A 21,712-nucleotide genomic window follows, 5' to 3' on the forward strand; every position below is an offset into this window, starting at 1 on the left:
GTCCCATTGCCGACGGCCTGGCGCCCACGCTTACACCCACAGGGGAGACACCCAGAATGAACGAGACAATGTTCGGAGACCTCTCGGGTGTCCGTGAAGGCTTGGCGAAAGTCGAATACCTCGCCGACGACGGCATCGCCAGCGTGGTGTTCTTGGCCGAGCGTCTCGGCAAGCCAGTCCTCATCGAAGGACCGGCGGGCACCGGCAAGACCGAGCTGGCCAAGTCGGTGGCCGCGATGAGCGGCGCCCGCCTGATTCGCCTCCAGTGCTACGAGGGGCTCGATGAGGCCAAGGCGCTGTACGAGTGGAACTACAAGAAGCAGCTCTTGCGCATCCAGGCCGACCGGGGTGTCGATGCCGAGCACGAGGACTGGGTGGAACTGCAGGACGACATCTTCCAGGACGAATTCCTGCTCACCCGTCCGCTGCTCGAAGCCATCAGCGCGCAGGACAAGGTGGTGCTGCTCATCGACGAGGTGGACCGGGTTGAGATCGAGACCGAGGCGCTCCTGCTTGAGATCCTGTCGGACTACCAGGTTTCGATTCCCGAGCTCGGCACGATCATGGCCAGCCAGATCCCGCTGGTGTTCCTGACGTCCAACAACACTCGCGAGCTGTCCGAAGCGCTCAAGCGGCGCTGCCTGTTCCTGCACATTGACTATCCCGACCTCGAACGCGAGAAGCAGATCGTTCTCACCAAGGTTGCCGGCATCAGCGAGAACTTGGCCGAGCAGATCGCACGCGTGGTGCGTTCCATCCGCCAGCTCGAGCTGAAGAAGGCGCCGTCGGTGTCGGAGACCCTGGACTGGGCACGCACATTGGTGCTGCTGGGAATCGAGAACATCGATGTCGAGCAGGCAAAGGAAACGCTCCACATCCTGCTCAAGTACCAGTCTGATATCGAGAAGGCCGCCAAAGAGCTGACGGTCGAGGCCTAGCCGCGCAGGCAGGCAGGAGACGGGGGACAGGGGTCAGCCATGTTGGATCTGCTCAGCGGCTTCGTCGGAGAGCTGCGCAACGCCGGTCTGCCGGTCTCGTTGACGGAGAACCTCGATGCCATGGAGGCCGTCAAGCACATTCCCATCGAAGACCGCGATGCCTTCAAGTACGCGCTCGCAGCCACGCTCGTCAAGAACGAGCAGCACTGGCGAGCGTTCGAGACGGTCTTCGAGGTGTACTTCTCGTTGCGCGGGCCGGAATACAACGTCGGCGACGAGGAAGGCAACGGGGAGTTCGATCCCGACAATCTCGAAGAGTGGATGTCCCAGCAAATGCAGGGCATGGGCGGCCGCGGGGGCGGGCAGGACATGTCGCCCGAAGAGATTGCGGAGATGCTCTTCCGGGCGTTGCTGAACGCCGACGAGGCGATGATGGCGGCCATGGCCCGAGCTGCGGTGACGCAGTTTGCGGGCATGGAACCGGGTCGGCCCGTCGGCGGCACCTACTACCTGTACCGCACGCTGCGCAACCTCGATCTCGACGGCATGCTGGATCGGCTGATCGAGGAGTCCTCGCAGCGCTACGACGGCGAGATGACGCCGCTCGCGGAACGGCTCGAACGCGAGGAATTCGAGAACCGCATCGAGCAGCTCAAGCGCGAGATCGAAGCCGAGATCCGGCGCCGGCTCGTGGCTGACCGCGGCGTCGAGGCCATGGCCAAGACGCTGCGCAAGCCGCTTCCCGAAGACGTCGACTTCATGCACGCCAGCCGTGAAGAGATGGCGAACATCCGCAAGGCCATCCAACCGCTGACCCGCAAGCTGGCAGCTCGCCTGGCGCGCAAGCGCAAGCACAAGCGGCGCGGCCCCCTCGACTTCCGGGCCACGGTGCGGCGTTCGCTCAGCTACGGCGGCGTACCCGCGGAGCCGCGCTTCCGCCATCCCCGGCCGAACAAGCCCGAGCTCATCGTGGTCGCAGATATCTCGGGCTCGGTGGCAGCATTCGCCCGGTTCACGCTGCACCTGGTGTATGCGCTGCAGAACCAGTTCTCCAAGGTGCGCTCGTTCGTCTTCATCGACGGCATCGACGAAGTCACCCACATGTTCCAGAACGAGGAGGACATCACCAACGCGGTGCACCGGGTGAACACCGAAGCCGATGTCGTCTGGGTCGACGGCCATTCCGATTACGGCCATGCCTTCGGCGTGTTCTGGGAGAACTTCGGCAAGGACGTCAACGCCAAGTCGACCATGATGTTCCTAGGCGACGCCCGCAACAACTACCACTCGACGAATGCGTGGGTGCTCAAGGAGTGCCAGAAGCGGGCTCGTTCGGTGTTCTGGCTGAACCCAGAGCCCCGGTCGTACTGGGATACGGGCGACTCGGTGATCACCGAGTACTCGACCTATACCGACGGCGTGTTCGAGTGTCGCAACCTGCGCCAGCTCGAAGGCTTCGTCGACAACTTGGCCTAGCCGGCTCAGCCTCTGGCCGACGCGAGCAGGTCGGAGGCCAGGAAGGCCAAATCGAGTGATTGGCGGCCGTTGAGGCGCGGGTCACACATGGTTTCGTAGCGGTCGCCGAGCTGGTGCTGAGCCAGCTCATCGCTGCCGCCGATGCACTCGGTGACCGCATCGCCGGTGATCTCGAGATGAATGCCTCCGGGCCAGGTGCCCGCAGTGGCGTGAGCGGCAAAGTACTGGCGGATCTCGGCCAGGATGGCGTCGAAGTGGCGGGTCTTGACCCCGTCGGGGGTGCTGAAGGTGTTGCCATGCATGGGGTCGCACTGCCACACCACCGGGTGGCCGGCTTCGGTGACCGCCCGCAAGATCGGTTCGAAGCACTCCCCGACGTTGCCGGCACCCGTCCGGCTGATCAGGGTCAGCCGCCCCGGGATCCGGTTCGGGTTCAGCGCTTCGCACAGCGCCAGCGCCTCGTCGGGCGTAGCGGTGGGGCCCAGCTTCGCACCGACCGGGTTGTGCACTCCCCGCAGGAACTCCACGTGAGCACCGTCGAGTTCGCGGGTGCGTTCGCCGACCCACAGCATGTGTGCTGAGCAGTCGTACCAGTCGCCGGTGATGCTGTCGGTACGGGTGAGCGCTTCCTCGTAGCCCAGCAGCAGCGCTTCGTGGCTGGTGTAGAGCTCCACCTGGCGCATGGCGCTGTCGTCGGTGTCGAGCCCGCAGGCGTTCATGAACCGCAAGGCCGCGTCGATGCCGCTGGCCAGCACCTCGTAGCGCTGGCCGGCCGGGCTCGACGCCACGAACTCCTGATTCCAGTCGTGTACCTGTCGCAGGTCTGCGTAGCCGCCCCGTGTGAACGCCCGCAACAAGTTGAGCGTTGCCGCCGACGTGCTGTATGCCTCCAGCAGGCGGGACGGGTCGGGTGTGCGGGCCCCAGGCTCGAAGGCGATGTCGTTGACGATGTGGCCGCGGAAGACCGGCAGCGTCTGGCCGTCGCGGGTCTCGGTGGCCGAGCTGCGCGGCTTGGCGAACTGACCGGCGATCCGGCCCACCTTCACGATCGGCAGCCCGGCGGAATACTGCATCACCACGGCCATCTGCAAGATCACCTTGAGACGGTCACGGATCTGGTCGGCGGTCGACAGCTCGAACGACTCGGCGCAGTCGCCGGCCTGCAGTACAAAAGCCTTGCCGGCGCAGACGTTTCCGAGCAGCTCGGTCAGCCGCCTGGCTTCACCGGCAAACACCAGCGGCGGACGTCGGCGCAACTCGGTCAGCGATGCTGCCAGCGCGTCAGCGTCTGGCCATTCGGGTTGCTGGCCGGCGGGCCGGTCGGCCCATGAGCCGGGATGCCAACCTGGAACGTGCTCCTGAGATCCGGCGGGACTGGGCGCGCCGGATGGCGAGGCTGCGTCGTCAGACAGCGTCTGCGTCGGCATCGATGTCTACGAACTCGCCGTCGGCGGCGAGGCTCTGCAGCTCATCGACAGCGCGCTTGACCAGGCGGCGTGCCGCCTCGGCCGTCACACCCAGCTCTTCGCCGATCTCGCGGTAGCTGCGCTGCTCGCCGTCGATGAGGCCGTTGCGCCGCTTGACGGCATATTGAGCCCGCTCGTCGAGGCGGCCGAGCATGGAGTGCACCATGGTCTTGCGAGCCGACTCGATGGCGTAGTGCTCCGGGCCGGGCGCATCGTCGCCGATGAGGTCGATGAGAGCGCTGTCGCCGTCGTCGCCGACGGTCTTGTCGAGCGAGGTGGGCGTGCTGATCCGCTGCAGCCATGCGTTCTCGTCGTCGAGCGAGTCGCTGTCGCCGCCGTTGTGCCGCAGCGCTGCCCTCAACGTGGCAGAACGGTCCGAAGGCAGGCGGATGAGACTGCCCTTCTGATCGAGCGCGCGACCGATCGACTGCCGGATCCAGAACGTGGCGTAGGTGGAGAACTTGAAGCCACGCCGCCAGTCGAACTTCTCGACCGCATGCTCGAGGCCGAGGTTGCCTTCCTGGATCAGGTCGAGCAGTTCCAGCGTCGGAGGCAGCGGGTACCGGCGCGCGATGGACACGACGAGGCGGAGGTTCGCCCGGATGAAGCGGTCACGTGCGGCGGCAGCGGTCTGCACTGCCTTGCGCAGTTCGCGCCGCTCAGCCACGGACAGCTCCTCGTCACTGTCGAGGCGCGTCCTGGCATCGCGTCCTGCTTCGATCTGCTGGGAGAGCATCCGCTCGTCTTCTGCGGTGAGCAGCGCCACCGCACCGATCTCGTTCAGGTACTGGCCAACTGAATCCATGACAATCGCTCCAACCGACAGGGGGCAGCCGGTTCTTCGTATTCGCTTGCATGCCGCCCTGGCATGCCACCCGGTGGGGGGCACCGGGTATGTTTCGCCTTCGCAGGGCTGCGGCAGCCCAAACTCAGGCGTGACACCGCCGTAGTGGCGGAGCCGATCTTGCTTGTACGCCCGCATGCGATGCCAAGCCCGAGAACCCGGGCTTCGCGCAGCACTGCTTTGGGCGGACAGTCAAAAGTAGCACATGGCGCATGACGCGCGCAAACTGCCGCCACGGGGGCTTGCCGATCAATGCAGTGGTTCCCCGGTGCGCGCTGCAGAATTGATGTGTGGCGTGACTCTACACTGCTGCGGTGCCGCCGCGACAAGCGATCTTCGGGGGCACGTTTGACCCTCCCCACGCTGGTCACGTCGCCGTCGCGGTCTGCGCTCGAGAGCAGCTCGACATCGACCTGCTCCACATCGTCGTGGCGAACGATCCGTGGCAGAAGTCGGCCCAGCGGCTCGTCACGCCTGCGCATCATCGATTCGCCATGGCCCAGCTGGCCTTTCGTGACTTCGACGGCATGATCGTGAGTGATCTGGAGATCCGGCGAGGCGGACCGACGTACACCATTGACACCGTCGCGGAGCTCGAGCAGCCAGGCATCGAAACGTTGCTGGTGATGGGCCCCGCCGCAGCGAACGGTGTCTCGACGTGGCACCGGGCCGTTGAGCTCGCTGAGCGCGTGAGGCTCGCGGTAGTGCAACCACGAGGCGAGCTGCCAGTCCATCTCGAAGGCTGGCGTACCGAGACCGTGCTGATGGAACCGGTCGAGGCGTCAGCCACTTTCGTGCGCGCGCTATTGACCCATCGTGCCCACCAGGACATCCCACCGCAGGCAGTCCAGCTCGTGCCGCCCGCCGTCATGAGCTACATCGTCGAGAACAGGCTCTATTCTCCGTGAACGTGGCATCGGTTCCGCAGGCGTCCCCGGCCTCTTCCGGGGTTCACGCCATCGAGCGGAACCCGATGAACACAGGCGCCGCAGTGCCGCCGCTGGTGCAAGCCGCAGTGGACGGCGCTGCGGAGATGTCTGCTGAGCGCATCGTGGCACTCGACGTGGGCGACGTGCTCGCGATCACTGACTGGTTCATCATCGCGAGCGCCCCCAACGCGCGACGCGTGCGACGCATCGCTGAGCTGATGGAAGCGCACGTGAAAGCGGCCGGCGGTCCCGGGCCGATCCGCACCGAGGGGCTCGACGAGGCGCAATGGGTGCTGCTCGACTTCGGCGCGTTCGTGGCGCACATCTTTCACGAGCCCAGCCGCGAGTACTACGACCTCGAACGACTGTGGTCGGACGTGCCTCGCCACGAGTTCGACTGATCGACGCGCTGAGCCGACCGGATCAGGGGACGATTTCCGCCGTTCCCGCTCGGGCGAGCGCGATCCACGTGCGCCCGGGTGTCAGCGGCACGATGAGGGCGTTGTCGGAGCGGAACACCGTGACATCGAGCTCCGACAAGCGTTCCCAAGTGCCTCGCACCAGCTTGCCGTCGCTGAAGATCCAAGCCTCTCCGCTGCCCGTCAGCACAGGTTCTGGGGTGGCAGCGTCGGCTGGGCTCTGGCGATACCGCACGAATTGCACGATGACGTTCTCGGGTGCAATTCGCACGCCGTCGAAGTCGGTGTGGTCGTTGCCGTTCTGCGTGCGAGCCCAGCCGGCCGCGGCTGCGTCCCAGCGGTATGACGCCTTGATCTGCCCGTAGTCCACATCTACACCGCTGACCGCCGTGCCCCGCGGCAGCGGCTCACCCTCGGCACGGAACCGGAAGTACTTCGGGGGTGTCCTGCCCTCGGCTGCACCTGCTGCATAGATACGAGCGGTGTCGGTAATGAGATTGTGGGGGGCGTTCTTCTCTGGCGAGCGTTCGAACACGCCCTTGGCGATGGTGGCCCCGTCGATGATGGCGATGGCGTCGACCCTGCGGAGGGCTCGCGCGGTGTAATCGTTGGCTCCCGAGTTCACAAAGATGGGCCGGTTGAGGTTCGACAGCAGTGCAAAGTCGCCGGTGCGAGCCGATCGGACAGGGCCGACCACATCGGCATTGGTGGAATGGAAGATCGCTGCGAATCGCGTGAGCCGGGCCTCGACAAGTTCCTCGTAGACAACGTCGGCATGGTTGAGGCCCCACTGCGGCAAGGCTCGGGGGTGATTGTCGATCTTCACAACTGCGGCGGGCCGCAGTATCTCGGTGGGTGTCGGCAAGCCGGTGAAGGGCGCTGTGAACTGTGGCGCGGCGGCCGTGGTGGACGTAGCGGGCTCGGTGGCGGCCACCGAGGTGACCGGCGCTGCGGTGGTCGGGGGCACGGTCCCGGCGGGCTCTGGAGCAGTGCTGGACGGCGTGACGGTCTGCGCCGACGTGGCGGTCTGTGCAGGTTCGACCTCGGTCGTCTCCGGCGGCACTGTGATGGGCGAGCACGCCGCCAGCAGCATCAGTGCAGCCAGCCAAGTCGCCCAGCTCAGCGGTCGACGCCTTCTGCCCGCAGAGACCCCGGCACGGCGGCACCACCCGACCGCGCCCCGGCGGCCTTCGTCGAACGGTTCGCGGACGTGCTCCAAAGGTCTGCTCCTTGACATGTGCAGCAGGGCCACCGCGGCCATCCGACCGAATATTCACCATACCGGTCGCCTGTCGCGGGAGGGTGGCACACTGCCCACATGACGACACTCGTCTCCGGTGGCGCCGGATATGTCGGTAGCCACACGGTGGCTGCTCTGCATGCGGCGGGGCGCGATGTCGTCGTGCTAGATGATTTCTCCAACGCCCGGCGCGACGCGGTTGGTGAGCTTCGACTGCTGACGACACCGAACTTGGCCGTGATCGAAGGCGATGCAGCGGATCGCAGCGCAGTCCACCAGCTCTGCGACGAACACGACTTCGATTCGATCGTGCACTTTGCGGCGCACAAGAGCGTTCCGGAGTCGTTCGCCGATCCGCTGCGGTACTACCGGAACAATCTTCTCTCGACGCTGAGCCTGGCTGAGATAGCGGTCGAGCGCGGCATAGATCGCTTCGTTTTCAGCTCGTCGGCAGTGGTGTACGGAACGCCCGAGCAGCTGCCGGTCAGCGAGGAAACACCCCCTGTACCCCAGAGCCCTTACGGCACCACCAAGCTGATGTGCGAGCGCATCCTCGCCGACACAGCGGCATCCTCCGCCATGCAGGCCGTCATCTTGCGCTACTTCAACCCGGTCGGCGCGCACCCCTCGGCACGCATCGGGGAGCAGCCGATCACCGCTGGCCAGAATCTCGTACCAGCGGTCATGCGAGTGGCGCTGGGGGAGATCAGCCGGTTGCAGATTTTCGGCAATGACTACGACACCCGCGACGGCACAGCCGTGCGCGACTTTGTCCACGTGATGGACTTGGCTGAAGGGCATGTGGCGGCGCTCGAGGCCGAGCTCGGCACCCACCGCAGTCGTGTGTTCAATCTTGGTACCGGGGCGGGCACCACGGTTCTTGAGTTGGTGGCGGCAAGCGAGGCCGTCACCGGTCGGCAGATCCCCTGCGAGATCATGGGCCGCCGGCCTGGCGACATTGCCGAATCGTGGGCCGATTGCAGCCGCGCTGCAGATGAACTCGGCTGGCGTGCGCAGCGAAACCTAGGTGAGATGCTCGCCGATCACTGGCGATTTGTGAGCTGCCGCGCAGACGCTTCGCCATAAGGCGAAGCCGTGGCCCGAGCGGCCCGCGTCACTCTGCCAATGCTGCTGCGGAGATCAGCGTGTACTCCTCGCCGGCGGCCAGAGGCGCGGCCATCGATTCGGGAGGCACAAAGGAGGGCACCCGGTCGTTGCGCACGAGGATCACGTCGGTGGCGGCGATGTGGCCGAGGTTGGACTCGTCGAGCATCCACACCGGCAGGTCGAGGTAGTACGAGATCCAGCGCGGCGTCCAGATGCCCGACGTGAACCACACGAGTTCCGCTTCGGCGACTCGTGGATCATCCTGTGCCTGTTCCAGAACAGCCCCGGCATCGGCAGGGCGTTCGAGATAGAAGTCCCGCGTCGATCCCGTCACGACGAAGGCCAGTGTCACCAGCATCACCGCCGCCGCGGCTGCTCCCAGCGGCGCTCGGAGCCTGACGGCGCGGCCCCGGAACAGTCGACGGATCGCGTCGGCAAGAGCCGCGATGCCGATGGATGTGGGGGCCACCCACGGGAAGTTCCACAGGCGATGGATCCACGCACCCTGTTGCAGCGCGAACGTGAGCGACATGGCCACGGCGAGCGTCACCACCACCGGTCCCCGGGTTCGCCGGTCGATGAGGCCGGCGGCGAGCGCCGGGAGGAACAGCAGGCGCAGCCACCACGATGTCAGCAGCTCGTGACCTGCGAACGTCCACTGGCGCTGGAGGAATTCGCCGAAGGTGAACTGGACCTGCTCGGCTGCCGTGGAGACGTCGTTGCCGGTTCGGAAGGCAACCCTCTCGCTGAGCTCGGAGATGTCGGTTGCGTTCAGCAGCCAACCGGCGGTCAGCAAACCCCCCAGCAGGGCACCAACCGTCACCGCGGTCAGGGCCGGTGACCATCCCCGGCGCAGCCAACCGGCGACGCCTGTGGTTGGCAGGGTGAGGGAGCGAGCGTCGGCGACGGAACGTCGCCGTTTCAGCGTGCCTAAGAACAACCACGGCAGCAGCAGAGCCAGTGACGCAATGGCGATCCAGGAGTGCATTGCCGTGAGCGCAGCCAGCGCTCCAACGCCCACGAGCGCCCAGCGGGATGGTCGTTCGGCCTGACGCAGCCACGCGATTGCCGCGGTGAGCGCCAGCAGCATCGAGAAGCTGATGCCCATGCGGGCGTACACATAGAAGAATCCCGTGCTCACCATCACGAGCAATGCGAGCAGCGTCGGCCCCCACTGCATGCCGACGGCGCGCAGCAGCGCGGCCATGAATGCCACGGTGGCTGCCCCGAGCAAGAAATCGGTGATGCGCACTGCCTGCGGGCTGTCGCCCAGTGCGCCCACCGAGACGATGGTGAGGAACTGTTTCAGGGGCGGGTGATGCGCGTAGGTGACTGCTTCTGGGGGCGGCTCGGTCCTGGGCGGCACCTCGAATTCAGCCCTGATGAACGGGTCGGTCCTGGCGCCCAGGCTGGATTCGAGCGGCCCGAGGTCCCAGAAGTTGCGTGCCTGGATTCCCGCCCGGGCGAAGATCCGGCCGTCGTCGCTGTTGCCCAGCGGCAGGTTGAGGTCGGGCGCCCACAACAGCAGCACGCCGATGCAAATGAGGGCCACGGCGGTCCAGCCCGAACGCAGCCGAGCGAGACGTCCTGGAGTGAGCATGAAGGATCCGTCGTTTCCGATCGTCCGATTCTGATCGCTGCGATGTCGATCGTCGCACCCATCGTCGGGAGGGACGCAGCGTAGTATCGGCCCGATGGTGGTCCAGGAGCGGCATCGACTGCCGGACGCCACACCGGACATCGCCTTGGAGGCTGACCCGGCCGGCGAAGCCGGGAACTCATCCGCGGTGCCGTCGGGCGGGCGGGGATTCCGGTTCCTCTACGTCGTCGACGCCGTGACGTTGTTCGCCTTGATGGTGGCCATCACCGTGGTGCGCTTCGGGCTCGACTGGCCGACGTACCCGCGGACGCACTACCTGATTGGCTTCGGGGTGGCCACCTTCTTGCACATGGCCGTCTACTACTTCGGCGGGCTCTACGAATTTGAGCAGCGTCTGGGGCATCGGCCGTGGCTGCCGCGCGCCATGCTTCTGACGTTCATGGCGGTGGGCGGCGACGCCACGGTCACGTTGCTGACGGGCCGCTACCTGATGCCCAGGGGGAACCTGGTGGTGCTCGCCGTAGCGGGTGCCGTGCTGATCTCGTTCAATCGCTGGGGTGCACGTCGCGTGCGCCTACTTCGGTTCGGCAAGCCCCGGATGCTGCTGGTGGGTGCGGCTGCTGACATCGAGTCGGCTACCGAGCACCTCGCTGATGCCGAGGCCGACGCGGTAGTTGCGGGCAGCCTGACGGATCCTGCGCTGGTCATCGGTGAAGCAGATCGCCTCGATGTCACCGAGCTGCTGCTCCTGTCAGGCCAACCGCTCGAGGCGATCTATCCCGAGCCGCTCGGCGAACTCGAGCTGCGCAATGTCGGCGTCTTCCGGCGGATCACGCCCGCCGACACATTGCTCGGCCTGCAGCGAAGTCGCCAGATCGGAGGAATGCCGTTCGTGGCGCTTCGAACCCATGCGCTGCCGGTGTGCCGCCTGCGCTTCAAGCGGCTCTTGGACCTGGCCTACCTGGCGCTGCTCGCCCCGCTGGCGCTGCCGCTCACCGCCGCCGTCGCCATCTACGTCAGGATCGTGGGCGGCCGCGGTGTGCTGTACCGGCAGGAACGTGTGGGACGCGGCGGCGCGCCGTTCGTGCTGCTGAAGTTCCGCACCATGAAGCGTGATGCCGAAACGAATGGTCCGGTGCTGGCTGCCTCGAACGATCCCCGGGTGATGAGCGGCATGGGTTGGCTGCGGCGCACCCGTCTCGACGAGCTGCCGCAGCTGTGGAATGTGCTGTCCGGTACGATGTCGCTGGTGGGGCCGCGGCCCGAACGACCACAATTCGTCGCCCGGCTCGAGCGTGAGATCGCCGGGTACGGCAGGCGCCACGACGTGCCGCCCGGCATCACCGGGCTAGCTCAGACCCAAGGCCATTACCAGACCGATCCCGGCTACAAGCTCGGTCACGACCTGCAGTACGTCGTCAACTGGTCGCCGGTGCTCGACTGGGAAATCATGGCGAAGAGCCTCGTGGTCATGGCTCGCCGCAACGCCCGGTGAGCAGCAAAGGCGACCAGCCTCTCGTCTCGGTGGTGATTCCGGCGCGCAACTGCGCCGCTGAGCTGCCCGGATGCCTAGACGCGGTGAGCGCGCAGACGTATTCCGGGCAGATGGAGGTGATCGTGGCGACCGCCCCCAGCACGGATGACACCGAGGCTGTGGCGCGGCGCCGGACGTGCACGGCAGGCTCGGACGCTCGGCCGGCGCGGCCCATCCGAGTGATCCCGAACCTGGCGGGCACCACATCGTCGGGTCTCAATCTGGCGATCAGCGCCGCTGCCGGCGAGATCATGGTGCGAGTCGACGCCCAGGCCAGACTCCCAGCCGACTACGTGGAGCGAGCCGTCGCAACGTTGCAGCGCACGGGCGCGGCGAATGTGGGCGGTGTGCAGCGGCCGGTGGGCCAGGGTGCACTGAACCGGGTCATCGCCGCGGCGCTGTCGTCGCCGTTCGGGGGCGGTCCGGCCGCTTTCCGGCGCGGTTGCGATGAAGGACCCGTCGACACCGTGTACCTGGGCGTGTTCGACGCTGCCGCGCTCGCTTCTGTGGGCGGCTTCGACGAATCGCTGAAGCGCAACCAGGACTACGAGCTGAATTGGCGCTTGCGAGAGCAGGGTCACCTGGTGTGGCTCGACCCGAGCTTGGTTGTGGAGTACCAGCCCCGATCGAGCTGGGCGAGCTTGGCGCGCCAGTACTTCGAGTACGGCGCTTGGAAGCGAGTGGTGATCGGCCGCCACCCGCGCTCGCTGCGATCAAGGCAACTCGCAGCGCCTGCGCTGATCGTCGGTTTGGCGGTATCTGCGTTCGAGCTGGCGCGCGGTCGCCTGCGCGGCGGAGTCGTGCCGGCCGCCTATCTCGGTGCGTGCATGCTGGCCGCAACCCGGCTGCGCCGGCGCCTTCCCTCGGTCGGCGATCGCCTGCGGGCGGTCGCGGCCTTTGCTGTCATGCACCTGTCGTGGGGAACGGGCTTTCTGATCGGCCGCCGCCGTGACGAGCGCATGCCGCCGGCAGATCGGGCGGCCGACGGCGAGCTGTGATGCAGCACCGGCCATTCCGGTCTGCTGGACAACCTCGGTTCGGGTTCGGTGCCACTCGATACGCTCGCACACATGGCTGAGGTCGTGATCCGCAACGGGACTGTCGTTGACGGGAGCGGCGGCCCGCCCCGCACAGCAGACATCGCCATTGACAACGGGACGGTCGCCGAGGTCGGCAAGGTGAGCGGCCGAGGTCGGCGCGAGATCGACGCTGAGGGCCATCTCGTTCTGCCGGGCTGGGTGGACATTCACACCCACTACGACGGGCAGGCCACCTGGGACCCCGAGATGACGCCTTCGTCGTGGCACGGCGTCACCACGGCGATCTTCGGCAATTGCGGCGTCGGCTTCGCTCCCGTGCATCCGGGCACCGAGGGCTACCTCATCAACCTGATGGAAGGCGTCGAGGACATTCCCGGCACGGTCCTCGCTGATGGCATCGACTTCTGCTGGACCAGCTATCCCGAGTACCTCGACGCGCTCGATGCGACGCCCAGGGTCATGGACGTCGGCAGCCAGCTGCCCCACGGCGCGCTGCGGTTCTTCGTGATGGGCGAGCGCGGCGCCGATCACGCCGAGGTGCCGACGGTGCCTGAGCTCGACCGCATCACCGATCTCGTGACCGAGGCGCTGGAGGCCGGCGCACTCGGATTCACCACGAGTCGAACCACCAAGCACAAGGCAGCAGACGGCCGTCTCACCCCGTCGCTGTCAGCGGGCGATCCTGAGCTCGCCGCAGTCGCCAGTGCGATGAAGCGCGCCGGTGCCGGGGTGCTGCAAGTGAACTCCGACTTCGGACCGGGCGAGTTCGAAACCCTGCGGGCCGCAGCCGAGCTGTCGGGCCGACCGCTGTCGGTGCTGCTGCTGCAGGTGGACAATGCGCCGGAGCTGTGGCGGGAAACCCTGGATGAGATCCACGCAGCGAACGCCGACGGGGTCTCGGCGAACGGGCAGGTGGGCTGCCGCCCGATCAGCGTGTTGCTCGGTCTGGACGTGTCGGTCAATCCCTTCGGCAACCACCCGGCCTACCGCGACATCGCGCACCTGCCGACGGCGCAGCGCGCGGCCCGCATGCGCAGCGATGAGACGCTGCGGCGGGCACTGGTGGAGGATCGGCCGGTGGACGGCTTCAGCAAGTGGATGGACTACGCGCTCACCCGCGCCTTCGAGCTTGGCGACGTGCCCGACTACGAGCCCGATCCTCGTGCCTCGGTAGCGGCGCGGGCTGCAGATCTGGGCGTCAGCCCGTGGGAACTGGCACTGGACCTGCTGTCGGACGGCGACGGTGACGCCCTGTTGCTCTACCCCTTCGAGAACTACACCGCCGGCAGCCTGGACGTGATCCGCGAGATGCTGGCCGATCCGTACACGATCTGTGGGATCGGCGATGCGGGAGCGCACGTGGGCACCATCTGCGACGCGTCCTACCCGACGTACCTGCTGACCCACTGGGCCCGTGACCGCAGCCGTGGCGAGGGCTTGCCGCTGGAATTCCTGGTGCACAAGCAGACTCGTGGCAACGCGCTCGCGTACGGGCTGGCCGACCGCGGCCTGCTGGCGCCGGGCTATCGAGCCGACATCAACATCGTCGACTTCGACGCGCTGGGCGTGGGACGCCCGGAGCTGGTGTACGACCTGCCGAGCGGCGGCAAGCGCCTGATCCAGCGGTCGACCGGCTACCGGCACACGTTCGTGGCCGGAGCCGAGGTCTCCGCTGACGGCGAGTTCACCGGTGCCCGCCCCGGCAGGCTCGTGCGCGGCGCACAGGCCGAACTCGCGCGCCACTGATCCAGTGGGTGCCGGGCAGATGAGGCTGTGCCGATGAGGCTGGGCCAGTTGTGCTGGGCAGATGGCGCCCGTCCCATGAGGCTCGACCAATGAGCCCGGTGTCGGCGCCGAGCGCCGATCCTGCGGAACATGAGCTGCCGCTCGCCGGCATCACGGTGCTCGATCTGACCATTGCGCGTGCCGGCCCCACGGCGGTGCGGCAGCTCGCGGACTGGGGCGCCGACGTCATCCGGGTGGATGCCCCCACCGACGGCTTCGAGGAAGGCCGGGAGGCATCGCCCGACCACCTCAACATCCATCGCAACAAGCGCTCGCTGGTCATCGACCTGAAGCACCCGTCGGGCCGTGAACTGCTTCACCGCCTCGTGCGCTCTGCCGATGTGCTGATCGAGAACCTGCGACCGACCGTCAAGTACCGGCTGGGCTTCGACTGGGACACGCTGCACGCCGTGAATCCTGCGCTCGTGATGGGGTCGATCTCGGGCTTCGGTCAGGACGGCCCGTACGCGACACGCGGCGGTGTCGATCAGATCGCCCAGGGCCTCGGCGGGATGATGGCGGTCACCGGGCTGCCCGGCCACGGTCCCGTGCGGGCCGGCGTGGCGATCAGCGATGTGACCGCCGGCCTGCAGCTCGCCATCGGTGTGCTCGTGGCGCTCATCGAGCGGTCCCGCACCGGCGAGGGTCGCTGGGTGCACACCTCGCTGCTCGAGTCGATGATCGGCATGCTCGATTTCCAGGCGGCCCGCTGGACGGTGGCGGGGGAGGACCCGCCACAGGCCGGCAACGACCATCCCACGATGATCCCCATGGGCACCTACGAGGCGGCGGACGGGCGCATCAACATCGCAGCACCCGGCGGGCGGCTGTGGCGGGCGTTCTGTGCCGAGATCGGCCGCGCCGATCTAGTCGACGACGAGCGATTCTCGTCGACCAAGCTGCGCTCAGCCAACCGGACCGAGCTGAACAAGCTCATCAGCGAGCAGCTCGCCACCGCGGGCTGCGACGAATGGGTGGAGCGGCTCAACGCCGTCGGCATCCCGTGCGGGCGCGTCAACACCGTGGCCGAGGCATTTGCCGATCCGCAGGTTCAGCACCTGGGCATGGCCGCGCCGGTGCATCACCCGGTGATGGGCGACATCCGCATCGTGCGCAATGCCACCCAGATCGACGGGGTGCCCGGTGACATCCGACGGCCCAGCCCGGTGCAGGGCGAGCACACCGACGAGATCCTCACCCAGTTCGGCTTGGACCCCGACGAGATTGCCGCCCTGCGCAACGCAGGCGCCGTTTGCTGAGGCAACCCGCGAAAACCGGCAGGAATTACCCGGCGATTTCCCGCATGAATTGCATCAGGCGGCGGGCCGGCAACCTTGAGCCGCCAGCCCGCCGGCCATTGATGTCAAGCGTCAGATGCTGGCTGCGGCCTCGAAGCCGATGTCGAGGTCGGCGATGATGTCGTCGATCGTCTCGATGCCGACCGACAGGCGCACCAGGTTCGGCTCGACGCCGGTGTCGGATTGCTCCTGCGGCGTGAGCTGGCTGTGCGTGGTGCTGGCCGGGTGGATCGCCAGGCTGCGCACATCGCCGATGTTGGCGACGTGGCTGTGCAGCCGCAGGCTCTCCACGAACTTCTGGCCGGCCTTGGTGCCGCCGTCGATCCCGAAGGCCAGCACCGAGCCGGCCCCCTTGGGCAGGTACTTGCGTGCCCGCTCGTTGTACGGACTCGACTCCAGCCCTGCGTACAGCACCCAGTCGACCTGCGGGTGGCCTTCGAGGTAGTCGGCCACCGCCACGGCGTTGGCCACGTGCCGCTCCATGCGCAGCGACAGCGTCTCGATGCCCTGCAGGAACAGGAACGCATTCATCGGGGACACGGCAGCGCCGATGTCACGCAGCAGCTGCACCCGAGCCTTGAGGATGAACGATCCTGCGCCGAGCGCGGGCCAGTAGGCCAGCCCGTGGTAGCTGGGATCGGGCTCGGTGAACATCGGGTGCCGTCCCGAAGCGCCGAAGTCGAACGTGCCGCCATCCACGATGAGGCCGCCGATCGACGTGCCATGGCCGCCGATGAACTTGGTGGCCGAGTGAACCACGATGTCCGCACCGTGCGCCAGCGGCTGGCACAGGTATGGCGAGGGCACCGTGTTGTCCACGATCAGCGGGACGTTCACGCTGTGCGCCGCTTCGGCGACCGCTTCGAAGTCCAAGATGTCGTTCTTGGGGTTGCCGATGGTCTCGCCGTAGAACGCCTTGGTGTTGTCACGCACCGCGCCGCGCCACGAATCGATGTCGTCAGGGTCCTCCACGAAGGAGACCTCGATGCCCATCTTCGGCAGCGTGTAATGGAACAGGTTGTAGGTGCCCCCGTACAGCGACGGGCTGGCCACGATGTGGTCGCCTGCCTCTGCCAGGTTGAGCACCGCCAAGGTCTCGGCCGCTTGGCCCGAGGCCACTGCCAACGCGCCCGGAAGCCCGACCGCTGTGCGCACGCCGCCCTCGAGCGCGCTGATGCGCTCTTCGAGCACGTGCTGGGTCGGGTTCATGATCCGGGTGTAGATGTTGCCGATCTCCGCCAGCCCGAACAGGTTCTGAGCATGCTCGGAGCTGTCGAAGGTGAACGACGTGGTCTGGTAGATGGGCACCGCGCGGGCGTTGGTGGCGCTGTCAGGCGCTTGGCCCGCGTGGATCATTCGTGTTTCGAATCCCAGCTCGGCGAGTGGGTCTGTGGGTGTTTCGCTCATGTTGAGCTCCATTTCTTACGCCCCATAAGGCGGGCTGTGCCTGACCCGGCGGGATTGCCGAGCGCGCCGCACTGTACCGGCAAAACCCGACCTGTCCAGTCGGATTTTCTGTGACAGATCTATTGCAGTGCAGGCCGCAGTTATCGGCTCTGCTTCTTGCGCTTCGGGTCGTCAGAAGCCGGTTTGCTTGTCGACGACGCCTTCTAGCGGGCGGCCTTCGCGTAGGGCGACGAGGTTGCGGCAGAAGCGTTCCAGGTTGCGCCGTGCGCGGTGCTGGCTCGCCCCCGCCGTGTGGGGTGTCATGACGCAGTTGTCGAACCTCCACAGCGGGCTGTCAGCAGGCAGCGGCTCGATCGGTGCGACGTCGAGGGCGGCCCCGCCGATCCGGCCCTCGGCCAGCGCCCGCTCTAGCGACGGGCCGTCGATGATCTCGCCGCGGGTCACGTTGAGCAGGATGGCGCCGTCGGGCATGAGGGCAAACATCTCGTCGTCGAACATCGATCGGGTGTCGGCAGTGAGCGGCAGCCCCACCGCCAGCACGTCGCTGCTGGCCACGACGTCCCGCAGCGATTCGGGGCCGCCGACCGTTTCGACGCCCTCGCCGGGTGGCACCGGGTACAGGTCCATGGCCTGCACTTCCATGCCGAACGCGGCTGCGCGGCGGGCGATGTGCCGGCCCGTGCCGCCGAACCCCAAGATGCCCATCGTGAGGCCTTCCAGCTCCAGCTCGCTGTAGCGCATCTGCTCGCGGAGATCGTTGTCCCAGCCCTCGGGACCCAGCTTCACGGCGGTTGCGATGCGCCTGACCAGTGCGAGCAGCAGGCCGAACGCGTGGTCGGCCAGGTGGCTGCCGACCAGTCCCTTCTCGCCGGTGAGCACCACATCGCTGGCGAGGAACTTCGGGTACATGAACATGTCCACACCCGAGGCCGTCGCATGGATCCAGCGCAGGCTCGGGGCTGCGTCGAACAGCCACTCGGGCACGATGCCAAGGATCACCTGCGCATCGGCGGCCAGCGGAACGCCGTCTCGCACACGGTCCACGATGTTCACGACGGCGCCCGACCCTGCTGCGTTGCGGATGGCAGCTTCGTCGGCGGGGCTGACATCGGGCAGCGTGAGCGTTTTGGTGACCAGCACGTTGAGCGGCCCGTCGGGCACGTCGAGGACGGTCGGGCCGGGTGGTGTAGTACTCACGAGATCGTCGCCTCCACGTCTCCAATGCCGCTGTAGCTGGTCACCCAGCGTTGACCGGGTTCGGCCCGGAAGCGGGCATACGCGCCGGTGATCACGCTCTGGCCCGGTTCCAGTGCCATGCCGTGCCGGTGCAGCGTGGCCGCGAGCCGGGCGATCGACAGGTAGGGGTTGTCGACCTCGGCGGCGGCGGTGCAGCTGAACTGTTCCTCGCCGTCGCATGACACCGTCACCACGCAGCGGTCGAGCTCGGGCGCAGGAGGTGCGTCAACACCCGAGCCCCGCACGATGGCCCAGTTCGTCAGGTTGTCGGCGACGAGCATCGCGAGATTGCCCGCAACGGCCACCCGCGCCTCGTTCACCTCGTAGCCGGCGCAGACCTGCGCGATCCGGGCGGGCACCGAGGCCGGATCGACATCGTCGCCGGCGATGCGCTCACCGATCACGAAGCACATCTCGGGTTCGATGCTCACTTTTCGGATCTCTGCCGATGGCAGATCAGCGGGCGATGTGAGCACCCGGTTGACATGCCCGAACGGCCGGTCGTCGATGCCTACGGTCGTGCGAGCCCGGTCCGAGGTGAGCCCCACCTTCCAGCCGGCGTGCACTGCGCCGGCTGCGACAGCTCGTCGCTGCATCTCGCACTGGATGGCAAGCCCATCCTCGAAGCCCAAGTCGGCGAACGCCTCGACCGGCGCCTCGCCTCCATCGGCGAAGTAGGCGGTCAGGGCGTCTGCAGCCGCAAGCTGGTCGGGGTTGAGCGGTCGTGGCGGAGTCACAGCGGCGCACCTTAGAGGCAGCGCAGCACCCGGGTCACATGTCCGGGATCGTCCTTTGCGGCAGAGGGTGCTCGCCGTAGTGTGAGCTCATGAGGTTGCAACTGGCACTCAACGTGGACGACATCGACGATGCGGTCGACTTCTACTCGCGGCTCTTCGGCGCCGAGCCTGCCAAGCGGCGCGAGGGCTATGCCAATTTCGCTATCGACGAGCCGCCTCTCAAGCTGGTGCTGTTCGAGTCGTCCGGCGACGGGGGCACCATCAACCATCTCGGGGTCGAGACCGAGTCCGCCAGCGAGGTGGAGCAGGCTCATGCCCGCATGGTCGAGGCCGGCCTCACCGCCTCCACCATCGACGAGACGATGTGCTGCTACGCCGAGAAGGTGGAGACCTGGGCCACCGATCCGCACGGCATCGACTGGGAGTGGTACGTGAAGCAGGGTGACGTCGAAGTGATGAACAACGTGGTGCTGTCACGACGCGGTGACGGCGTCGAACGGCCCAGCGACACTGAAGACGCCTGCTGCGCGTAGCGGCGCCCGCAGTCGCTATTTCTGAGGTCGGCGCTCGCGCAGCAGCACTTCCTGGGCGATCGTTGCGACGTGGCTGCCGTCGGGAGCGAACAGGTTGCCCACGGTCATGCCGCGAGCGCTCGTGAGACCGTGGCAGTCGAACTGGTACAGGTGCCACTCATCGGCGCGCATCGGGCGGTGGAACCACATTGCGTGATCCAGTGACGCGCCCATGAACGACTCCTGGTACTGCTCGCGGGGCACTTGCAGCGGGTGCAGCGAGCGGGCGGCGTTGAACTGGATGGCATCGGAGGTGAACGCCAGCCCGCAGATGTGCAGCCGGGGGTCATCGTCGATGGGATCGATGATGCGCACCCAGCCCATCGACTGGCCCGCCCCCGGATGGCTCGGCAGCGGGCGGCGCTCCATGATCCACGGCCAACGCTCCTCGTCGATGTTGCGACAGTCCTGCGGGTCGGGGGCGAGGGGGATGCGTGCCGTCTGCACCTCGGCGTCCTGCTCGGCCACATGGAACGAGCACGACAGGTTCAAGATGGCGCCGCCGCTCTGGCGGGCCACGACGGCCCGGGTGCAGAACGAGCGGCCGTTGCGCAGGCGGTCCACCTCGTAGCGGACCGGCTCGTCGAGCGTGCCCCCGCGGATGAAGTAGGCGTGCACCGAGTGCGGCACGAACGCCTCGTCGACGGTCTGGAACGCCGCCCACAGGCCCTGGGCAATGACCTGCCCGCCGTAGATCCGGCCCCACATGTACTCGGGGCTGACGCCGACATAGGTGTCGGGGCCGTGCTGCTCGAGGAACATGACCTCGCCGTACGTGGTCGGCGCCGAGATGCCGCTGGTCACAGCAATCCCTTGCGCGACTGCCGCCAAGGCACATCACGGTCGAGGCGGGGTTCGCCAGGGAGGCCGAGCACTCGCTCGCCCAGGATGTTGCGCTGGATCTCGTCGGTGCCGCCCCGTATCGACATCGACGGTGCCGTCACCGTCTCGATGTAGCCGTGACCGTCTTCGAGCATGCCTGCGGCTCCCGCGGAGCGATTCGCCAGATAGGCGCGCCGCTTGTACGACGACACCGTCCTCAGCTTTGCACCGCTGCCTGCCGGTCCCGGACTGCCGCCCGACCGCGCCTCGTCCGCCGCCCGCTGGGCGGTCCAGCGCGATGCCATGTCGGCGGCGTAGATCGACATGGCTTCGTCGCGTCTCACCTTGTCGTCGAGTGCCCCGAGCGCGGCCAGATCGGTGATCCATGTGGGAACGCGGGCGCCACGCTTCGCACCGTCGCCCCCGCCGCGGCTGCCGGCGCCGGCACGCTCGTGCGAGAGGATCGTCATCGCAACCCGCCAACCCTCACCCACATCGCCAACCCGCCAGGCATCCGGAACAACAGCGCCGTCCACGAACACCTCGCTGAAATGGGCGTCGTTGTTCATCTGCCGCAATGGCCGCACGTCGACGCCGGGTGCGTCCATGGCGATCACGAACATCGTGAGTCCCTTGTGCTTGGGCTGTTCCGGGTCGGTACGGGCCAGGCAGATGGCCCACTCAGACCACATCGCCCGACTGGTCCAGGTCTTCTGGCCGCCGAGCCGCCATACCTCGCCGTCCTGTGCAGCGCTCAGGGCCACGTTGGCAAGGTCCGATCCGGCCTCGGGCTCGGAGAACATCTGGCACCAGATCTCGGCGCCCGATGCAATCGGCCGCAGCCAGCGATCCTGCTGCTCTGCCGTTCCGTGCGCCAGCAGGGCAGGGCCCACCATGCCGAGACCGATCGCGAACGGGTAGAGGTCGGGCACCACGTACTCACGCAGCACCGAGCCGATGAGCTGGTTCTCGGCCACCGAAGCATCTCGGCCGCCATGGGTGGCGGGCCAGGTCGGCACATGCCAGCCGCCGTCCACGGTCGCTGCTAGGTAAGCCCGGCCCTCGTCGAGGTCGTCGCTTCCCGCCCCCATCGACGTCAGGCGCGTCTGGTCAGTGCGACGTTCGAGCAGCCCGTCGAGAGCCGCCCGGATGTTGTTTGCGGTGAGCTTCGTTGCGGCGCCGTCGGTGCCGACCGTCGCTGCTGGCGTCTCCGATGAAGTTGGCATCACGTGTCTGCGCTGGAAGCCGTCCGTGCCGAGAGT

At 67.1% G+C, this 21,712-nt stretch carries 19 protein-coding genes; 10 read left to right on the forward strand and 9 right to left on the reverse strand.

From position 1 onward, the window contains the following. Positions 1-17 precede the first annotated feature (17 nt). Positions 18-938, forward strand: a complete 921-nt coding sequence (locus tag ACOGI8_RS06150; RefSeq protein ID WP_419856373.1) for an AAA family ATPase — start codon at positions 18-20, stop codon at positions 936-938. A 39-nt stretch (positions 939-977) separates the two neighbouring features. Beyond that, positions 978-2,414, forward strand: a complete 1,437-nt coding sequence (locus ACOGI8_RS06155) for a vWA domain-containing protein (protein WP_323673528.1) — start codon at positions 978-980, stop codon at positions 2,412-2,414. Positions 2,415-2,419: 5 nt separating this feature from the next. Here ACOGI8_RS06155 and ACOGI8_RS06160 read toward each other — a convergent pair whose 3' ends face one another. After that, positions 2,420-3,841, reverse strand: a complete 1,422-nt coding sequence (locus ACOGI8_RS06160) for a class II 3-deoxy-7-phosphoheptulonate synthase (RefSeq protein WP_419855997.1) — start codon at positions 3,839-3,841, stop codon at positions 2,420-2,422. Next, positions 3,819-4,685, reverse strand: a complete 867-nt coding sequence (locus ACOGI8_RS06165) for a sigma-70 family RNA polymerase sigma factor (RefSeq protein WP_419855998.1) — start codon at positions 4,683-4,685, stop codon at positions 3,819-3,821. The genes ACOGI8_RS06160 and ACOGI8_RS06165 overlap by 23 nt, the downstream gene beginning before the upstream one ends. 353 nt (positions 4,686-5,038) lie before the next feature. On the opposite strand from ACOGI8_RS06165, the gene ACOGI8_RS06170 reads away from it, so the two are divergent. Both ACOGI8_RS06170 and rsfS read left to right on the forward strand, forming a co-directional pair. Next, positions 5,039-5,632 carry a nicotinate-nicotinamide nucleotide adenylyltransferase gene (locus tag ACOGI8_RS06170; RefSeq protein ID WP_419855999.1) on the forward strand — a complete coding sequence of 198 codons (594 nt, stop codon included), beginning with the start codon at positions 5,039-5,041 and terminating at the stop codon, positions 5,630-5,632. A gap of 65 nt (positions 5,633-5,697) precedes the next feature. Continuing rightward, positions 5,698-6,054 (forward strand): ribosome silencing factor, encoded by a 357-nt coding sequence (gene rsfS, locus ACOGI8_RS06175; protein WP_419856000.1) that lies wholly within the window; start codon positions 5,698-5,700, stop codon positions 6,052-6,054. Positions 6,055-6,076: 22 nt separating this feature from the next. Here the strand turns inward: rsfS and ACOGI8_RS06180 are convergent, their stop codons facing one another. Next, on the reverse strand, positions 6,077-7,291 hold the full coding sequence (locus ACOGI8_RS06180; RefSeq protein WP_419856001.1) for a DUF3048 domain-containing protein: 1,215 nt from the start codon (positions 7,289-7,291) through the stop codon (positions 6,077-6,079). Between the two features lie 99 nt (positions 7,292-7,390). Between ACOGI8_RS06180 and galE the strand changes: the two genes are divergently transcribed. Beyond that, a complete protein-coding gene (galE, locus tag ACOGI8_RS06185; RefSeq protein ID WP_419856002.1) occupies positions 7,391-8,398 on the forward strand; it encodes a UDP-glucose 4-epimerase GalE in 1,008 nt (335 codons plus the stop codon). Positions 8,399-8,426: 28 nt separating this feature from the next. Here galE and ACOGI8_RS06190 read toward each other — a convergent pair whose 3' ends face one another. Continuing rightward, positions 8,427-10,019: a hypothetical protein gene (locus tag ACOGI8_RS06190; protein ID WP_419856003.1), complete on the reverse strand. Its 1,593-nt coding sequence runs from the start codon at positions 10,017-10,019 to the stop codon at positions 8,427-8,429. A gap of 94 nt (positions 10,020-10,113) precedes the next feature. Here ACOGI8_RS06190 and ACOGI8_RS06195 point away from each other — a divergent pair, with 94 nt between their 5' ends. The 4 genes from ACOGI8_RS06195 (at position 10,114) to ACOGI8_RS06210 (ending at position 15,637) form a co-directional block, all read left to right on the forward strand. Next, positions 10,114-11,514 (forward strand): sugar transferase, encoded by a 1,401-nt coding sequence (locus tag ACOGI8_RS06195; protein WP_419856004.1) that lies wholly within the window; start codon positions 10,114-10,116, stop codon positions 11,512-11,514. Continuing rightward, positions 11,511-12,551: a glycosyltransferase family 2 protein gene (locus tag ACOGI8_RS06200; RefSeq protein WP_419856005.1), complete on the forward strand. Its 1,041-nt coding sequence runs from the start codon at positions 11,511-11,513 to the stop codon at positions 12,549-12,551. Before ACOGI8_RS06195 ends, ACOGI8_RS06200 begins: the two co-directional genes overlap by 4 nt. A 72-nt stretch (positions 12,552-12,623) precedes the next feature. Then, positions 12,624-14,339 (forward strand): N-acyl-D-amino-acid deacylase family protein, encoded by a 1,716-nt coding sequence (locus ACOGI8_RS06205; RefSeq protein WP_419856006.1) that lies wholly within the window; start codon positions 12,624-12,626, stop codon positions 14,337-14,339. Between the two features lie 89 nt (positions 14,340-14,428). Then, on the forward strand, positions 14,429-15,637 hold the full coding sequence (locus ACOGI8_RS06210; RefSeq protein ID WP_419856007.1) for a CaiB/BaiF CoA transferase family protein: 1,209 nt from the start codon (positions 14,429-14,431) through the stop codon (positions 15,635-15,637). Positions 15,638-15,748: 111 nt separating this feature from the next. On the opposite strand, the gene ACOGI8_RS06215 is transcribed toward ACOGI8_RS06210, so the two are convergent. From ACOGI8_RS06215 to ACOGI8_RS06225, 3 genes are all read right to left on the reverse strand, one after another. Beyond that, a complete protein-coding gene (locus tag ACOGI8_RS06215; RefSeq protein WP_419856008.1) occupies positions 15,749-17,083 on the reverse strand; it encodes a bifunctional o-acetylhomoserine/o-acetylserine sulfhydrylase in 1,335 nt (444 codons plus the stop codon). A gap of 171 nt (positions 17,084-17,254) precedes the next feature. Next, positions 17,255-18,280 carry a D-2-hydroxyacid dehydrogenase gene (locus ACOGI8_RS06220; RefSeq protein ID WP_419856009.1) on the reverse strand — a complete coding sequence of 342 codons (1,026 nt, stop codon included), beginning with the start codon at positions 18,278-18,280 and terminating at the stop codon, positions 17,255-17,257. Beyond that, positions 18,277-19,056, reverse strand: a complete 780-nt coding sequence (locus tag ACOGI8_RS06225; protein WP_419856010.1) for a 2-keto-4-pentenoate hydratase — start codon at positions 19,054-19,056, stop codon at positions 18,277-18,279. The genes ACOGI8_RS06220 and ACOGI8_RS06225 overlap by 4 nt, the downstream gene beginning before the upstream one ends. An 89-nt stretch (positions 19,057-19,145) precedes the next feature. Between ACOGI8_RS06225 and ACOGI8_RS06230 the strand changes: the two genes are divergently transcribed. Then, positions 19,146-19,589: an ArsI/CadI family heavy metal resistance metalloenzyme gene (locus tag ACOGI8_RS06230; RefSeq protein WP_419856011.1), complete on the forward strand. Its 444-nt coding sequence runs from the start codon at positions 19,146-19,148 to the stop codon at positions 19,587-19,589. 15 nt (positions 19,590-19,604) lie between these two features. On the opposite strand, the gene ACOGI8_RS06235 is transcribed toward ACOGI8_RS06230, so the two are convergent. After that, positions 19,605-20,432: an acyl-CoA thioesterase gene (locus tag ACOGI8_RS06235; RefSeq protein ID WP_419856012.1), complete on the reverse strand. Its 828-nt coding sequence runs from the start codon at positions 20,430-20,432 to the stop codon at positions 19,605-19,607. Continuing rightward, on the reverse strand, positions 20,429-21,676 hold the full coding sequence (locus ACOGI8_RS06240) for an acyl-CoA dehydrogenase family protein (protein ID WP_419856013.1): 1,248 nt from the start codon (positions 21,674-21,676) through the stop codon (positions 20,429-20,431). The genes ACOGI8_RS06235 and ACOGI8_RS06240 overlap by 4 nt, the downstream gene beginning before the upstream one ends. Positions 21,677-21,712: the final 36 nt, after the last annotated feature.

The organism is Candidatus Poriferisodalis sp., assembly GCF_965204195.1.
Classification (GTDB): domain Bacteria; phylum Actinomycetota; class Acidimicrobiia; order Acidimicrobiales; family Poriferisodalaceae; genus Poriferisodalis.

Bases quoted from the DNA above. Each gene is read 5' to 3' on its own strand.
- ACOGI8_RS06155 (WP_323673528.1), top strand. From the start codon at position 978: ATGTTGGATCTGCTCAGCGGCTTCGTCGGAGAGCTGCGCAACGCCGGT.
- ACOGI8_RS06160 (WP_419855997.1), bottom strand. From the start codon at position 3,841: ATGCCGACGCAGACGCTGTCTGACGACGCAGCCTCGCCATCCGGCGCG.
- ACOGI8_RS06165 (WP_419855998.1), bottom strand. From the start codon at position 4,685: ATGGATTCAGTTGGCCAGTACCTGAACGAGATCGGTGCGGTGGCGCTG.
- rsfS (WP_419856000.1), top strand. From the start codon at position 5,698: ATGAACACAGGCGCCGCAGTGCCGCCGCTGGTGCAAGCCGCAGTGGAC.
- galE (WP_419856002.1), top strand. From the start codon at position 7,391: ATGACGACACTCGTCTCCGGTGGCGCCGGATATGTCGGTAGCCACACG.
- ACOGI8_RS06190 (WP_419856003.1), bottom strand. From the start codon at position 10,019: ATGCTCACTCCAGGACGTCTCGCTCGGCTGCGTTCGGGCTGGACCGCC.
- ACOGI8_RS06195 (WP_419856004.1), top strand. From the start codon at position 10,114: ATGGTGGTCCAGGAGCGGCATCGACTGCCGGACGCCACACCGGACATC.
- ACOGI8_RS06205 (WP_419856006.1), top strand. From the start codon at position 12,624: ATGGCTGAGGTCGTGATCCGCAACGGGACTGTCGTTGACGGGAGCGGC.
- ACOGI8_RS06210 (WP_419856007.1), top strand. From the start codon at position 14,429: ATGAGCCCGGTGTCGGCGCCGAGCGCCGATCCTGCGGAACATGAGCTG.
- ACOGI8_RS06215 (WP_419856008.1), bottom strand. From the start codon at position 17,083: ATGAGCGAAACACCCACAGACCCACTCGCCGAGCTGGGATTCGAAACA.
- ACOGI8_RS06230 (WP_419856011.1), top strand. From the start codon at position 19,146: ATGAGGTTGCAACTGGCACTCAACGTGGACGACATCGACGATGCGGTC.
- ACOGI8_RS06240 (WP_419856013.1), bottom strand. From the start codon at position 21,676: ATGCCAACTTCATCGGAGACGCCAGCAGCGACGGTCGGCACCGACGGC.